At 74.2% G+C, this 15,768-nt stretch carries 9 protein-coding genes; 8 read left to right on the top strand and 1 reads right to left on the bottom strand.

The features are described 5' to 3' along the window. Nucleotides 1–295 precede the first annotated feature (295 nt). The 8 genes from ACZ4U1_RS02505 to ACZ4U1_RS02470 all read left to right on the top strand — a co-directional run bounded on the left by ACZ4U1_RS02505 (nucleotide 296) and on the right by ACZ4U1_RS02470 (nucleotide 15,224). Nucleotides 296–1,525 (top strand): S1 family peptidase, encoded by a 1,230-nt coding sequence (locus ACZ4U1_RS02505; protein WP_467898665.1) that lies wholly within the window; start codon nucleotides 296–298, stop codon nucleotides 1,523–1,525. A 100-nt stretch (nucleotides 1,526–1,625) separates the two neighbouring features. Next, entirely contained in the window at nucleotides 1,626–3,941 is a 2,316-nt protein-coding gene (locus ACZ4U1_RS02500) for an AbfB domain-containing protein (protein WP_467900037.1), read from the top strand. An 88-nt stretch (nucleotides 3,942–4,029) separates the two neighbouring features. Further along, nucleotides 4,030–4,572, top strand: a complete 543-nt coding sequence (locus tag ACZ4U1_RS02495; RefSeq protein WP_467898663.1) for a DUF2269 domain-containing protein — start codon at nucleotides 4,030–4,032, stop codon at nucleotides 4,570–4,572. A 108-nt stretch (nucleotides 4,573–4,680) separates the two neighbouring features. Beyond that, nucleotides 4,681–8,100 carry a DUF4132 domain-containing protein gene (locus ACZ4U1_RS02490; RefSeq protein WP_467898660.1) on the top strand — a complete coding sequence of 1,140 codons (3,420 nt, stop codon included), beginning with the start codon at nucleotides 4,681–4,683 and terminating at the stop codon, nucleotides 8,098–8,100. Beyond that, complete coding sequence (locus tag ACZ4U1_RS02485; protein ID WP_467898657.1) at nucleotides 8,097–9,236, top strand: ATP-binding protein; 1,140 nt, start codon at nucleotides 8,097–8,099, stop codon at nucleotides 9,234–9,236. Before ACZ4U1_RS02490 ends, ACZ4U1_RS02485 begins: the two co-directional genes overlap by 4 nt. Next, entirely contained in the window at nucleotides 9,236–11,824 is a 2,589-nt protein-coding gene (locus tag ACZ4U1_RS02480) for a DUF5682 family protein (protein WP_467898654.1), read from the top strand. Before ACZ4U1_RS02485 ends, ACZ4U1_RS02480 begins: the two co-directional genes overlap by 1 nt. Next, on the top strand, nucleotides 11,821–13,236 hold the full coding sequence (locus tag ACZ4U1_RS02475; RefSeq protein WP_467898651.1) for a VWA domain-containing protein: 1,416 nt from the start codon (nucleotides 11,821–11,823) through the stop codon (nucleotides 13,234–13,236). The genes ACZ4U1_RS02480 and ACZ4U1_RS02475 overlap by 4 nt, the downstream gene beginning before the upstream one ends. Next, nucleotides 13,233–15,224, top strand: a complete 1,992-nt coding sequence (locus ACZ4U1_RS02470) for a hypothetical protein (RefSeq protein WP_467898648.1) — start codon at nucleotides 13,233–13,235, stop codon at nucleotides 15,222–15,224. The genes ACZ4U1_RS02475 and ACZ4U1_RS02470 overlap by 4 nt, the downstream gene beginning before the upstream one ends. On the opposite strand, the gene ACZ4U1_RS02465 is transcribed toward ACZ4U1_RS02470, so the two are convergent. Beyond that, nucleotides 15,218–15,694, bottom strand: a complete 477-nt coding sequence (locus ACZ4U1_RS02465; RefSeq protein ID WP_467898646.1) for a hypothetical protein — start codon at nucleotides 15,692–15,694, stop codon at nucleotides 15,218–15,220. The genes ACZ4U1_RS02470 and ACZ4U1_RS02465 overlap by 7 nt on opposite strands. Between the last annotated feature and the right edge of the window lie 74 nt (nucleotides 15,695–15,768).

Here is a 15,768-nt window from a genome sequence, read left to right as displayed (position 1 = left end):
CCCAGGGCTGCCGGCGAGCGAAGAGGACAGCGCCGGGCGTGCTCGTGTCGGGGTCGAGCAACAGGTGGGCCCCGACCGTGAACCCGGCGGCCCGCAGCAGCTCCGAGGCCTGGCCGGACCGGCGGTGGTGGACGCGCCGGTTCCGCCCGGCGCGCCCGCTCGAGTCTTCCGTGAAGACGTGCATTGGCATGGACCTGGCGGGCGGGGACGGCTAGGCTCTGCCCCGCCACGCATGAGAGCGCTCTCAGACATCGGCTGTTCCACCCCACCCCTGGAACGACGAAGGGCAACTCCCGTGAGACGCAGACGACTTACGCATGCCGCGCTGGCCACGCTCCTGCTCCTCGGCGGCCTGAGCGCAGCGGGAACGATCCCCGCGGCGGCGACCGGCTCCACGCCGACCACCGGATCCACCGGCTCCACTCCGTCGGCCGAATCCGCTGGGTCCGCCGAATCCACCGGATCCACCGCGTCCGCCAAGCCCGCCTCCGACGGACTCCTGGCCGCCATGCAGCGCGACCTCGGCCTCACGCGGCACCAGGCCGAGGCGCGGATCGCGGCCGAGCGGGCCGCCGCGGCGCTCGCTCCGAGGATGCGCCAGGCGGCCGGCGAGGCCTACGCGGGCTCCTGGTTCGACCCCGCGCGGGGGCGCCTGGTGGTGGCGCTCACCTCGGACGCCTCGACGGGCGCCCGCCGCGCGATCAGGGCGGCCGGGGCCGAAATCCGTACGGCCGTCCACACGGCCCGGCAACTGGACGCCGTCAAGGCGCGCATCGACCGGCTGTCCGCCCCGCCGGGGGTCAGCGGCTGGCACGTCGATCCGGTGGCGAACACGGTGGTCGTCGACATCGTACGCGACCGCTCTGACAACGATGTCCGACGCTTCGTGTCCCGCGCTCGCGAGGAGGGCCCCGTCACCGTCAGGACCGTCTCAGCCACGCCACGGACCTTCGCCGCGGGAACGGTCGGCGGTGACCCCTACTACACGGGCAACGTCCGCTGCTCCATAGGCTTTTCGGTGTACGGCGGCTTCGTGACCGCCGGGCACTGCGGCCGGCCCGGCGCCGGCGTCAACGGCTGGGACGGCTCCTACATCGGCACCTTCCAGGGCTCGTCGTTCCCGGACAACGACTACGCCTGGGTGAGCGTGGGCAGCGGCTGGTGGACGGTCCCGGTGGTGCTGGGCTGGGGCACGGTGCCCGACCAGCTCGTGCGCGGCTCGGCCGTGGCGCCCGTGGGGTCCTCCGTCTGCCGCTCGGGATCCACGTCGCACTGGCACTGCGGGACGGTGCTGGCGACGAACGAGACCGTCAACTACAGCGAGGGCGCGGTGCACCAGCTGACGAAGACCAGCGCCTGCGCCGAGCCCGGGGACTCCGGGGGTTCCTTCATCACCGGGGACCAGGCCCAGGGCGTCACCTCGGGCGGCTGGGGCAACTGCGCCGGCGGCGGCGAGACCTGGTTCCAGCCGGTCAACGAGATCCTCAACCGGTACGGCCTGACCCTGCACACGTACACCGGCTGACCACGGACCCGTCCGGAACACACCTGGAGCAGACACCGTGCTGAGACCCCCACCCCGCAGGGCCCTCCCGCCGGACCGGCCGAGACAGGCCTTACGGCACCTGCGGCACCTCCTGGCCGCCCTCGTGGTGACGACGCTGACCGTCACCACCCTCCTCGCCGCGGGGGCGTCCCCCTCACGAGCCGCCGTGCCCTGGACATCCGAACCGGCGCCGATGTCCACTCCCTGGACCGATCAGGTGCCCGTGGACCACCCCCTGCCGGAGTACCCCCGCCCGCAGCTCACCCGGTCCGACTGGGCCGGCCTCAACGGCATCTGGGACTTCGCCGTCACCTCCCGCGACGCCCCGCGGCCGACGACGTTCGGCGAGCGGATCCGCGTACCGTTCGTGCCCGAGTCCGCGCTCTCCGGCATCCAGCGCAAGATCACCGGCAACGACCGGCTCTGGTACAAGCGCACCTTCACCGTGCCCGCCGGCTGGGACGGCCGGCGGGTCCAGCTCAACTTCGGTGCCTCCGACTGGGAGACGACCGTCTGGATCAACGGCCGGCAGGCGGGCGCCGTGCACCGCGGCGGCTACGACGCCTTCACGTACGACATCACGCCCCTGCTGAACCGCGGCACCAACACCGTCCTCGTCTCGGTGTACGACCCGACGGAGGCCGGCGGCCAGGCCATCGGCAAGCAGCGCGTCCAGGACGTCACCCCGCACGCCGGCCACAGCATCGTCTACACCGCCTCGTCGGGCATCTGGCAGACCGTCTGGCTGGAGCCGACGCCGACGGCACACATCACCCGGCTCGACATGGTCCCGCACCTGGAGGACGGCACCCTGCGCGTGACCGTGCGCGGCAGCGGAACCGCCGGCGCCGCCGTCAGGGTCACCGTCTCCAGCGGTGGTACGACGGTCGCGAGCGCCACCGGCACGGTCGGCACCGAACTCTCCGTCCGGGTGCCCGACGCCCACCTGTGGTCGCCGGACGACCCCTTCCTGTACGACGTCACGGCCCAGCTGACCGGCAGCCCCGGCGGCGACAGGGTCGGCAGCTACGCCGGTATGCGCTCGATCGCCGTCAAGGACGTGAACGGCGTCCGCCGGCCGGTCCTGAACGGACGGTTCGTCTTCCAGACCGGCACCCTGGACCAGGGCTACTGGCCGGACGGCATCCACACCGCGCCCACCGACGCGGCACTCAGGTTCGACGTGCAGAAACACAAGGATCTAGGCTTCAACATGGTCCGCAAACACATCAAGGTGGAACCGCAGCGCTGGTTCTACTGGGCGGACCGGCTCGGGCTGCTGGTGTGGCAGGACATGCCGTCCATGGACAGCGGCAAGACCCCGGACAACGCGGCCCGCACCCAGTGGGAGAGCGAGTACCGCGCCCTCATCGACCAGCACCGCAGCTCGCCCGCGCTCATCCAGTGGGTCGACCAGAACGAGGGCTGGGGCCAGTACGACCAGGCACGCGTCGCGGACATGGTCAAGGCCTACGACCCCTCGCGCCTCGTGGACAACATGAGCGGCGTCAACTGCTGCGGCGCCCGGGACGGCGGCAACGGCGACGTGATCGACAACCACAACTACGTCGGACCGGGCAACACTCCGACGGAGCCGGCGCGCGCCTCGGTGCTGGGGGAGTACGGCGGACTCGGCTACCGGATCACCGGCCACGAGTGGTACCCGGGCGGCGGATTCAGCTACGAGGACCAGCCGAGCCTGTCCGCCCTGGACGACCGCCTCGTCGGGCTGCTCGACGGCATCCGCGAGAACGCCATGCCCGCCGGCGGCCTGTCCGCCTCCGTCTACACGCAGAACACCGACGTCGAGAACGAGACCAACGGCCTGATGACCTACGACCGCCGGGTGGTCAAGGTGGACGAGGCCCGCGTCCGCGCGGCCAACCAGGCGCTCATCGCCGCCTCCCGCGGCATCGGCCCGCCGGTGCGACTACCCCTGGAGGAGTACGTCTCGCTCCGCGTCACCACGCCCGGCCACACCGATCGCTACATCCGTCACCACGACGGGCTCGGCTACACCGCGGTGGTCGACCCCGCAAGCAGTGACCTGCTGAAGCAGGACGCCACCTGGAAGGTGCGGCCGGGACTCGCGAACAAGCTCTGCTACTCCTTCGAGTCGCGCAACTACCCCGGTGAATACCTGCGGCACCGCGACTTCCGGGTCCGCCGCGAGGCGGGCGACGACTCCGCCCTGTACCAGGCCGACGCCACCTGGTGTCCCGTCCAGGGCGACGGCGGCATCAGACTGTCCGCGGCCGGCTTCCCCGGCCAGTACCTGCGGCACATCAACGCCGAACTCTGGCTGGCCCGGTCCGGAGGGACACACAGCTGGGACGATCCAAACCTCTTCACCGAGGACACCACCTGGTCCGTCGGGGCTCCCTGGGCTCCCTGAGCGGTCAGCGGCGTACTCCGCGCCGAGTATGCCGGGTTACTCCAGCGGCCAGACGGCAACACAGGCCTGCTCCGGCACCGTGTCGTACATGAAGCTGAGCCGACCCGCGCGCCGGGCTTTCCTCGTCGTCCATGTGGCCGCCTCCGCGAGCTGGCTCGGGCTCACGCTCGGGCTGCTCGCTCTCGCCGTCACCGCCACCACGACCGGATCGGCGGTGACGGCCGAGGCATCCGTCCGAGCGATGAAGCTCTTCGCGGACTGGCTGCTGCTCCCCCTCGCGTTCCTCACCTTCCTCAGCGGAGTCCTGCTGTCCGTGGGCACGCCCTGGGGACTGGCCCGCCACCGGTGGGTCGCCACGAAGTTCTGGCTGACCCTCGCCGCCACCGCCGCCACGGCGTTCGCCCTGCGCCCGGGGCTGAACTCCGCGCTCGCGGACACGGCGGCGGGCGGACCACCGCCCGGCCCCGGCGACCTCCTCCCGGGCCCGATCGTCTCCCTGTGCGCCTACCTCTTCATGACGGCGATCTCCGTCCTCAAGCCCTGGGGCCTCACCAGGCGCGGCAGAAACCACCGCACCGCCTCCCGTACACCGGCAGCGGCACCGGCCGAGCACGCAGGCAGCAGCCGCTGAACAGGCCTGTCGGCGGCCGGCGAAGGGGGCGTTGTCAGTGGGGCCGGATACCGTGACGGACATCTGATCAAGCTAGCGATCCCGCCCGGGATCGGTGCAGGAGGGGTTGTGCGGCGCACGGAGTCGGTCGGGGTGGGGTCGGCGCAGGAGGAGGCCGAGGGGGAGGCTCTCGCGGCCGCCGGACAGCCGGCGGAGGCGGAGGAGGCGCCGGTCGAGCTGCCCGACGAGGAGACGTTCCGGATGCCGGCCGCCTGGCGGCGGCTGGTGTATCCGCGGCGGGGCGGGATCGAGCGCGGCGTGGCCGGGCCGCACCCCGAGGCCGAGCAGCGGACGGCGTTCCGGCTGCACGAGGAGGCAGACTGGATCGAGGCGATGCTCAGCGCCCCGAAGAGCCATCCGCGGATCGTCCAGGCCACCCGGGACCACCTGGGCGGTCGTCACAACCCGCTGGGCGCCGCGGTGATCGCGTCGCTGACCTTCCACTGGCAGTACCCGGACGGCATCTACGTCGACGCCTGGGTCCGCGCGCACGGCCTGGCGTTCGCCGCGCAGGCGGTGGTGGAGTACTTCGACGTCGAGCCGCACTACCACCAGAGCGGCACCCGCCGCGAAGACCCCTGGCTCGGCTTCCGCAGCGGCGCGACCACAGGCGCCCACTGGGCGCGGTCGAAGTTCGCCGACCGCGTACGCGCCCTGCTGTCCGTGGCCGACGAGGACACCTACCGGGAGACGGTCGCCGCGCTGGCCGGCTGCCGGACCGGCGTACGCCGCCGCATCGTCGTGTCCTACCTGCTCCCGACCGAGCAGGAGTGGGTCGACGAGTGCTGCGTCGACGTCCCGCAGGCCGACGAGCTGCTGCGCGCGATGCTGCTGTGCTCGCTGAACTCCCCGGAACAGCTGAAGCACTTCGGCCGCCGGGCGGGCCTGGGCTGGAACGGCTGGACGACGGCGCTCGTCGCCACCCTCGCCGAGGGCACCGGCACGGCCTTCGCCCCGCTCCTCGACGAGGCCCTCGACCGGGCCTACAACTCCGAGCAGACCAAGAGCTTCGCGAACGCCCTGGGCGAGCTGCCGACGGACGAGGCGTTCCAGCTGCTCCTGGACCGCATCGCGGACAAGCACGTCCGCCCGCACCTGCTGGACGCGATGCGCCGGTACCCGGTGCGCGCCCTGCGCCTGCTCGGCGCGGAGGCGACCGGCTCCGGCAAGAACGCGTCCATGGCCGGGCAGCTGCTCGTCTCGCACGTCCTCGCGCACACCGGCCCCGCCGCGGCCGTGCTGCCCGATCTGCCCGCCGAGGTCGCCGCCCTCGTGACGCCTCACCTCACCCGCACCGACCGGGTCGCCGAGGCTCCCGCCGAGGCGCTGCCCGCGCTGCTGGTCAGCCCGCCGTGGGCAGGCAAGCGCACGGTCCGCAAGGCGCGTGTGGCCGCCGAGGCCCCCGTGGCCCCGGAGCCGCGGGTGGTGTGGCAGCCGGGCGAGCAGGAGGCCTGGGGCAAGGCCGACACCTGGTACGGCAGGTGGCGCGTCGACTACGACTGGTCCAAAGAGATCGAGTACCTGAAGCAGACCGGGCAGCTCGCGAGCTTCCACCACGTGCGCCTGTTCGTCCACGGCCCCGAGGACGTCGTCCGGCCGCTGCTCGCCGACTGCGCCCCCGACGACTACTGGGACGGCGAGACGGTGCTGAAGCCGGTCGCCGCCAAGCACGCGCTGGCGGCCCTGCCGCTGATGCGGCGGGCCGCCGCCCGGCATCCGAGCACCCTGGGGATGCTGGTGCTGCCGTACCAGGACGTCGAGGTCGCCGCGCTGGTGTGCGACTGGCTGGACCGGCTGAAGTCCGCCGACGCCACCGCCCGCGCCTGGCTGGCCCGGCACGGACTGGACGCGGTGCCCTTCCTCGTCCCGCACGCGGTGGGGCCGGCCGGCACGGTCCGGCGCGGTGCGGAGAAGGCGCTGCGGCTGCTGGCGGCCGCCCACTCAGGCGCGGCGGTCACCGCGGCCGTCGCCGGGTGCGGGGCGGAGGCGGCGGCCATCGTGGAGGAGACGCTGGCCGTCGACCCGCTGGTCAGCGCCCTGCCCGCGCGCCTGCCGGCGGTCGGCGCCTGGGCGGACCCGGCGCTGCTGCCGCAGATCCTGCTCACCGAGGGCGGCGCCCTGCCCGCAGACGCCGTCCGCAACGCCCTGATGGTGCTGGCGCTGTCCAAGCCCGGCGAGGTCTACCCGGGCGTGGAGGTGCTGAGGGCGCACTGCACCGCCGACTCCCTAGCCGGTTTCGCCTGGGGCCTGTTCGAGCAGTGGCGGCTGGCCGGCATGCCGCCCAAGGAGAACTGGGCGCTGCACGCGCTCGGCTGGCTCGGCGACGACGACACCGTGCGCCGGCTCACCCCCGTCGTGCGGGCCTGGCCCGGTGAGGGCGGCCACCAGCGTGCCGTGGAGGGGCTGACCGTGCTCGCGACGATCGGCACCGACGTCGCGCTGATGCATCTGCACGGCATCGCCCAGCGCGTCCCGTTCAAGGCGCTCAAGCTGCGCGCCCAGGAGAAGATCGCCGAGGTCGCCGAGGGCCTGGGCCTGACCGGCGAGCAGCTCGGGGACCGGCTCGTGCCCGACTTGGGCCTCGACGCGGACGGCAGCACCGTCATCGACTACGGCCCCCGGCAGTTCACCGTGGGCTTCGACGAGCAGCTGCGCCCCTACGTCCGGGACGCCGACGGCAAGCAGCGCAAGGCGCTGCCCGCGCCCGGCGTCAAGGACGACCCGGAGCTGGCCCCGGCCGAGCGCAAGCGGTTCGCCGCGCTGAAGAAGGACGTCCGCACCGTCGCGAGCGACCAGGTGCGGCGTCTGGAGGCCGCGATGGTGAACCAGCGCACCTGGACCGGCGCGGAGTTCCAGGAGCTGTTCGTCGCCCACCCGCTGGTGTGGCACCTGGTCCGCCGCCTGGTCTGGATCAGCGGCACCGGCGATACCGCGACGGCCTTCCGGGTGGCCGAGGACCGCACCTTCGCCGACGTCCACGACGACGAGCTGACGCTGCCCGAGGAGGCGTCGGTCCGCGTGGCGCACCCGCTGCACCTGGCGGACGACCTGGACGCGTGGTCGGAGCTGTTCGCCGACTACGAGATCCTCCAGCCCTTCCCGCAGCTGGGCCGGGCCGTGCACGCGCTGACCGAGGAGGAGGCCGCCGGGCACCGGCTGACCCGGTTCGAGGGCGCGACGGTGCCGGTCGGCAAGCTGCTCGGCCTCACCAAGCGGGGCTGGGAGCGCGGCGAACCGCAGGACGCGGGCGTGGAACGCTGGTTCCACCGGCGTATAGACGACGACCGCTACGTGGTCATCGGACTGAACGAGGGCATCGCCGTGGGCGCGCTCGACGTGTTCCCCGACCAGACCTTCGAGAACGTCTGGCTCGACTCCACACCGGGCGACTACTGGCCCCGCCGCGCGTACCCGCTGCGGTTCGGCGACCTCGACCCGGTCATCGCCTCCGAGATCCTCGCCGACCTCACCGAGGTGACCGCCAAGTGACCACCACCGTCGAACTCGAAGAGACCGGAGAGACCGGAGAGACGGGAGAAACCGGAGAGGCGGGAGAGGCGCTGCTCCAGCGGCCGCCCGCCGAGGTCCGCCACGCCGGCGAACTGGCCGCCCTGCGCGCCGCGGACGACGACCCGCGCCCCCCGGGCTGGCAGCTCAGCCTGCGGGCGGCCCGCCGTTTCATCGTCGGCGACGAACAGGCCGGCATCAGCCGCAAGTTCGTCGGCAACGTCTCCCTGGTCGAGCGCGCCCTGGTGACGCTGGCCACCAACCGCGGCCTGATGCTCGTGGGCGAGCCCGGCACCGCCAAGTCGCTGCTGTCGGAGCTGATCGCGGCGGCCGTCAGCGGCAGCAGCGCGCTCACCGTGCAGGGCGGCGCGGCCACCACCGAGGACCAGATCAAGTACTCCTGGAACTACGCCCTGCTGGTCTCCGAGGGCCCCTCCGCGCGCTCTCTGGTGCCCGCGCCGATGCTGCGCGGCATGGCCGAGGGGCGGATCGTACGGTTCGAGGAGATCACCCGCTGCCCGCTGGAGGTGCAGGACTGCCTGCTCTCCCTGCTCTCCGACCGGGTCATCACCATCCCCGAACTCGACGGGCCCAACGGCCTGGTCTTCGCCCGGCAGGGCTTCAACGTCATCGCCACCGCCAACACCCGCGACCGCGGTGTCAACGAGATGAGCGCCGCCCTCAAACGGCGCTTCAACTTCGAGACTGTGCTGCCCATCGCCGACTTCGAGACCGAACTGGGCCTGGTGGAGGCCGAGGCCGCGGCGCTGCTGCGGCAGTCCGGAGTGCAGCCGCCGCCGCGCCGGGACGTGCTGGAGGTGCTGGTCGGTACCTTCCGTGAACTGCGGGGCGGCGCGGCGAGGGGCGAGCGGATGTCGACGGTGATGAGCACCGCGGAGGCCGTGTCCGTGGCCCACGCGGTCGGGGTGCGGGCCTGGTTCCTGCGCGGCGAGCCCGGCGGCGCCGACGACGTGGTGGCCTGTCTGGCGGGTACGGCCGCGAAGGACAGCCCCGAGGACCTCGCCCGGCTGCGCCGCTTCCTGGAACAGGAGGCACCGCGCCGGCCCGGACCGCAGTGGCAGGCCCTCCACGAGGCCCGTCACCTCCTGGCGGACTGATGCCCACCGCAGCGACGAAGCACCCGGGAGCCGAGGCGAACCCGGCACCGACAACCTCCCCCGTCTTCCTCGGCGTGCGCCACCACTCGCCCGCCTGCGCGCGTCTGGTCGCCCACGCGATCCGGACGGTGCGGCCGGCCTTCGTACTGGTGGAGGGCCCGGCGGACATGAACGACCGGCTGGACGAACTGCTGCTCGGACACACGCTGCCCGTCGCCGTGTTCAGCCACTACCGCGACGACCAGCGGGTCGCCACGTCCTGGACGCCGCTGTGCGACTACTCCCCGGAGTGGATCGCGCTGCGGGAGGGCCGCGCGTCCGGTGCCGAGGTGCGGTTCGTCGACCTGCCCGCCTGGCACCCGGCCGTGGCCGGTCACACCGACCGGTACGCCAACCGCTACGCGGACGCGGAGGCACGGTACGAGGAGGCCACGCGCAGGCTGTGCGAGCACTTCTCCGTCGACTCCGTGGACGCCCTGTGGGACGGGCTGTTCGAGGTCGCGGAGCCGGGCGCCGACCCGGAGGAGCTGCGCGCCCGGCTCGACGCCTACTTCGAGCTGGTGCGGGGCGACGCCCAGGCGGACGCCGCGGACCAGGCGCGCGAGGAGTACATGGCCTCCTGGGTGCGGGCCGCGCTGGCCCGCGCCGGCGACCGCCCGGTGCTGGTGGTCACCGGCGGCTTCCACCAGCCGGCCCTGCGGGCCCTGTCCGCACGGCACGGAGCCGCCGCGGCCCCGGCCGACTGGCCCGCGGTGCCCGAGCCGCCGCACGGCGCGCTCGGCGGCAGCTTCCTCGTGCCGTACTCCTTCCGGCAGTTGGACGCCTTCGCCGGCTACCAGTCCGGCATGCCCTCGCCCGGCTACTACCAGCACCTCTGGGAGACGGGACCAGAGGCCGCCGGGCAGGGCCTGCTGCGTGCGGTCACCGAGCGGCTGAGGGCCCGCGGGATCCCGCTGTCCACGGCCGGCCTGATCGCCGCCCGCTCGCTGTCCCAGGGCCTGGCCCGGCTGCGCGGCCACCCGTACGAGACTCGGGTGGACGTCCTCGACGGCCTGGCCGGCGCACTGATCAGCGATGACCTGGACCGGCCGCTGCCGTGGACGACGCGGGGTGCCCTCGGCGCGGGCACCCACCCCGTGGTGGTGGAGATGGTCGCCGCCTGCACCGGCGAGGCCGTGGGCCGGCTGCACCCGGACACGCCCCTGCCCCCGCTGGTGCACGACGTGGCCGCCCACCTCGCCCACCTGGGACTGACCGACGCCGACACGCCGGTCACCCTCCACCTGACGAAGGAGGGGGACCTGGCCCGCAGCCGTGCCCTGCACCGGCTGCGCGTCCTGGGCATCCCGGGCTTCACCCGGGTCTCGGGCCCGGCCGACGGGGCCGATCCGGTCTTCACCGAGGTGTGGGAGCCCCGCCCGGCGGCAGCCGGCCGGGAGGCCGCGCTGATCGAGGCCGGCGCCTACGGGGCCCGCCTGGACGAGGCGGCCGCGGCGCTGCTCGGCGAGCGCATGCGCGCGGCGGGCCCGGACGCCGGGGCGCTGGCCGGCCTGCTGTTCGACACCGTGCTGTGCGGGATCGGCCCGCTCTGCGCCGACCTGCTGACCGCGCTCGCGGCCCAGGTGGGGCGGCTCGGCGACCTGGGCCCGCTCGGCGAGATCCTGTCGGCGGCGCTGGGCCTGTGGCGGCACGACCGGGTGTTCGGTACGGCCCGGGAGGAGCTGCTGGGCACGGTGGTGGGAAGCGCCGTGGACCGGGTGTTCTGGCTGGCGGAAGGGGTGCACGGCGGCCCCTCGGTGGACCTGGCCGCGCTGCGCGCCCTGGTCGCCGCGCGGGACGCGCTACGGCATGCGCCCGGCCTGCTGCCGGTCACCCCTGAGGCCGCCGCCGAAGCCGCCGCCCGCATCAGCCGCGACCCGCGCGCCCCGGCCGGACTGCGCGGCGCCGCCTTCGGGCTGCGCTGGGCGCTGGGCGTCCCGGATGATCCCGGGCCCATGGCGCAGGCGCTCGCCGCTGCCGCGGTGGACACCCTCGGCGACTGGCTGACCGGCCTGTTCGCGGTGGCCCGCGAGGAGGTCGCGCACGGCACCACGGCCGAAGGGCACCCCCTGATCGACATCGTGGACGGCATCGTGTCGGCGCTGCCCGAGGCCGACTTCCTCATCGGACTGCCCGCGCTCCGCCAGGCCTTCGCCTTTTTCCCGCCCCGCGAACGGCAGCGCATCGCCGAGCGCCTGCTGGAGCGCCGCGGGCTGCGCGGCTCGGCCCGCTCCCTGCTGCGCACCCCCGCCGACCCCCTGCTGCTGGCCCGCGCCAGAGCCCTGGAGGAGAACGTGACCCGCCTGCTCGACCACCACGGCCTCAGAACGGCACCCGCAACACCGGCGGCGGAGCCCGCGACACCGGCGGTGGAGCCCGTGACGGCGGGGGTGGAGCCCGTGACGGCGGGGGTGGAGCCCGTGACGGCGGGGGTGGAGCCCGTGACGGCGGGGGTGGAGCCCGTGACGGCGGGGGCGGCACCCATGACACCGGCGGCGGCACCCGTGAACCCGGCCGTGCCCGCCGCTGGCCCGGAGGCGAGCCGATGAACCCCGTACCCACCGACCCGACCCCGGCCCTGCCCGGCACCCCGCCGGTCCCGGCACGGACTCCAGTGCCGCCCAACGCTTCACAGGTCCCCAACCCGACTCCGGCCCTGCCCGGCACTCCGCCGGTCCTTACCCCGCTCCCAGCACCGCCCGGCACCCCACCGGCCCCCGCCCGGACTCCGGCGCCGCCCAGCCCCTCACCGGCCCCCAAGCCGACTCCGGCACTGCCCAGCACCTCACCGGTCCCGCCCAGCACCCCGCCCGTCCCCGACCCCGGTCTGGAGCGCTGGCGGCTCATCCTCGGTGCCGCCGCCGAGAGCTGCACCGGTCCGCTGCACGGCGAGTCCGCAGCCAGGGACGCCGCGCTGGACTGGCTGTACGGCCGCGACGAGGATCTGCGCCGCCGCGGGGTGCGCCGCGGGGCGGCCGACGCCCGCGAGGGCGGCAGCGGACCGTCTCAGCTCACCGCGGTGGACTGGCTGGACGACATCCACCGGTTGTTCCCGAAGGAGACCGTGGAGCGGCTGGAGCACGACGCGGTGGAGCAGTACGAGATCCACGAGATCGTCACCGAACCGGACGTCCTCGCCCGCGTCGAGCCCAGCCAGACCCTGCTGCGGGCCGTCCTGCGCACCAAGCACCTGATGAACCCCCAGGTGCTGGCGGCGGCCAGACGGATCGTGGAAACGGTGGTGCGCCAGCTGATGGAACGGCTCCAGCCGGAGGTGCGCCGGGCGTTCACCGGCTCCCGCTCCCGCCGCCCCAGCCGGCTGCCGCTCGCCCGCGACTTCGACTTCCGCACCACCATCCGCGCCAACCTCGCCCACTACCAGCCCGAGGAACGCCGCATCCTCATCCAGCGGCCGCACTTCCACTCCCGCACCCACCGCCATCTGGAGCAGTGGCAACTGGTGCTGCTGGTGGACCAGTCGGGCTCCATGGCCGGCTCGGTGATCCACTCGGCGGTCACGGCCGCCTGCCTGTGGAGCCTGCCAGGCCTGAAGACCCATTTGGTCGCCTTCGACACCGCGGTGGTGGACCTGACCTCCGATGTGACGGATCCCGTGGAGCTGCTGATGCGGGTCCAGCTCGGCGGCGGCACCGACATCGCCCGCGCCGTCGACTACGGCGCCTCGCTCGTGGAGAACCCGCGGCGGACGATCGTCGCCCTCATCTCCGACTTCTACGAGGGCGGCGACCCGTTCCGCCTGGTCCGCACCGTGCGGCAGCTGGTCGAGCAGGGCACGACCGTGCTGTGCCTGGCCGCCCTGGACGAGGCCGCCGACCCCGTCTACGACCGTGAGCTGGCCGGACGGCTGGCCGCGGTGGGCGCCCCGGTGGGCGCCATGACGCCGGGCCGGCTCGCGGAGTTCGTCGCGGAGCACATCGGTCGCGGAGGGCAGGCCCGATGACCCGCTCCGACCTGCTGGCGCTGACGCCGGACACGCTCGCCTCGCTCGCCAACCGGGGCCTGGTCAAGCGCGCCGACAAGGACCTGGCGGCCGGTGCCGGCCCGAGGGTGACCATCGGCGACGACGGCACCGTACACGGCACCTTCCCGGACGGCACCGAGACCGCGCTGCCCCCGGGCCGCGGCCTGGACGCGGCCGACTGCTCCTGCGCCGCGGCGGCGATCTGCCGGCACCGGATCGGGCTGGTGCTGGCCTACCAGCGCGGCGCGCTGGAAGACGAGGCACCGGCCGCCGCCGAGCCCCTGGTGGACTGGTCGCCCGGTGAGTTCGACGACGACGCGCTGGCCGCCGCGCTGGGCCGCACCGCCCTGACCGCCGCCCACCGCACCCACGCCCGCGGCTACACGGCCCGCGTGCACCGCGCCACCGTCGAGGACCCGGCGCCCCGCGTGGAACTGCCCACCTGCACCGTTCGTTTCCCCGTCCCGCACGAGCTGGGCTACGCCCTCACCGACGCGGCAGCCGCCCTGCGCGGCGAGGTCATCACCCTGGCGGTGTGGGCCTTTCGCGCCGCGGACGCCGAGCGGGCGGCCGAGGTGTCCGTCGGCGGCCGTACGACGGTGCGGACCCCCGCCGCCGCCGAGGCACTGCGCGCGGCCGTGGCGCTCGCCGACGAACTCCTGCTGGACGGCGTGCGGCAAGCGGGCCCGGTGTTCGCCGGCTCGCTCCGCCGCGCCGGGCGGGCCCTGGCCGACACCTCCCAGCACTGGCCCGCGGGCGCGGTGGCCGAGCTGCGGGAACAACTCGACGCGTACACGGCCCGCGCGACCCGCTACACCCCCGAGCGCCTGGCCCTCCTCCTCGCCGAACTCCACGCCCGGCAGCGCGCCGCCGGCCACGACCCGGTCGGCGTGCTGGGCACCGCGGAGCCACCGGTGACCCCGCTGCGGCGGGTGCGGCTGGTGGCCCTCGGCTGCCGGATCGGCGGCACCGCCCGGGACCGTACGGCCGAGATGTACTTCGCGCACGCCGACGCCGGTATCGCCCTGGTCCTGCGCAAGCGCTGGGAGCTGACGGAGGACCAGGCCCCGACCGGCCACGGCCTGTCCACACGGCGTCTGCTCGGCTCCCCGCTGCACACGCTGGCCACGGCGAACGTCGTCAGCGAGCACACCACGCGCGCCGCGGACCGCACCGTCACCCTCTCCCGCGGCCGGATCGCGGCGACGAGCGTCACGCCGGTCGGTTCGGCCTGGACGGAGCTGCCCGAGAGCCTGCTGCTGCGGGACACCGCGGCACACCTGCGGGCGGCGGGCGAGCGTCCGCCACGGCTGATCCGCCCGAGGGTCGAGGCGGACACCGTACGGGTGATCATGGTGGACTCCGTCGACGGGATCGGCTACGACCCCGCCGCGCAGCGCCTCGAAGCGGTGCTCCGCGACCCGGCGGGGAACGGCGTGCACCTCCACGCCGAGTACAACCCGATCTGCCCCGGCGGCCTCGACGCGCTCGCCGCCGCCCTGGCCGACCCGGGGCTCCGCGCCGTCAGCGGCATGCTGGGCCGGGCCCGCGGCCGTACCGTGCTGGACCCGCTCGCCGTCCTGACCGCCGGCGGCGTGACCGTCCCCGACCTGGCTCCCGGCACGGGCGACACCGCCCTCGGAACGGCCGCGCGCCCGCAGGCAGACCCGATCACCGCGGCCCTGGAGGCGGCGCTCACGACTCTCGCGGACACGGCCCACCAGGGCCTGCGCCACCTGACCCCCGTGACCCGCACCGCCCTCACCGACAGCGCGGCCCGCCTGCGCCGCACCGGACTGGACGCGGCGGCTCGCCTCCTGGAGGACCTCACCCGCACCCTGCATGACCAGGGTGCCCCCGCCGCCGTCCCGCACTGGGTGACGGCGCAGATCCACCTGACGACGAGTCTGGACCTGCACCAGGAGGACGGCGGGCGCGTCGGTGAGCACGCAGGGGGGTGTCAGTAGCGCACGGCGGTGCCGACCTCGGCCTTCACCCTTCCGGACAGCTCGCGGTTGCTGCGCGCCGTCGCCGTGCCGGACTTTCCGGCCGCCACGTCGGGGACCGTCACCACGACGACGTCCAGCACGTTCCCGCCGCCGTCCCGGAAGTCGACCACGACGACGAAGGACTTCTTCGTGTCCGCGGTGTTGTGGGCCGTCACGGTGACGGTGCTGTGCCCGCTGTCGTCCGTCCCGGTGGCACCGAGCTTCACGTCGTCCTTTGCGTCGATGCCGCCCTTGACCGAGTCCACCTTGCGCTTGGCCTCGGCGGTGGCCGACGCCAGGGACTCCGCCGCCCGGGAGCCCGCGGAGGCGGCCGCCGAGGCGGCGTCCTTCGCCGAGCCGCCGCCGTCGTCCGAGCATCCGCCTGCGCCGACGGCGACCAGCGCCATCAGCACGGCGACCGCCGTACTCCGTCCCACGTGTCCAGGCACTCGCGGCCTCCCTGCTCACCGTCCGGGGTCGGTCCCCTTCTCCGAGTGAAAGGCCGCCGGCCGCCGAGCGCACG

The sequence above is a fragment of the Streptomyces sp. NPDC028928 genome (genome assembly GCF_055564915.1).
Note: the sequence above shows the minus strand (reverse complement) of the source record. Positions and strands in the feature narration are given on the sequence as shown.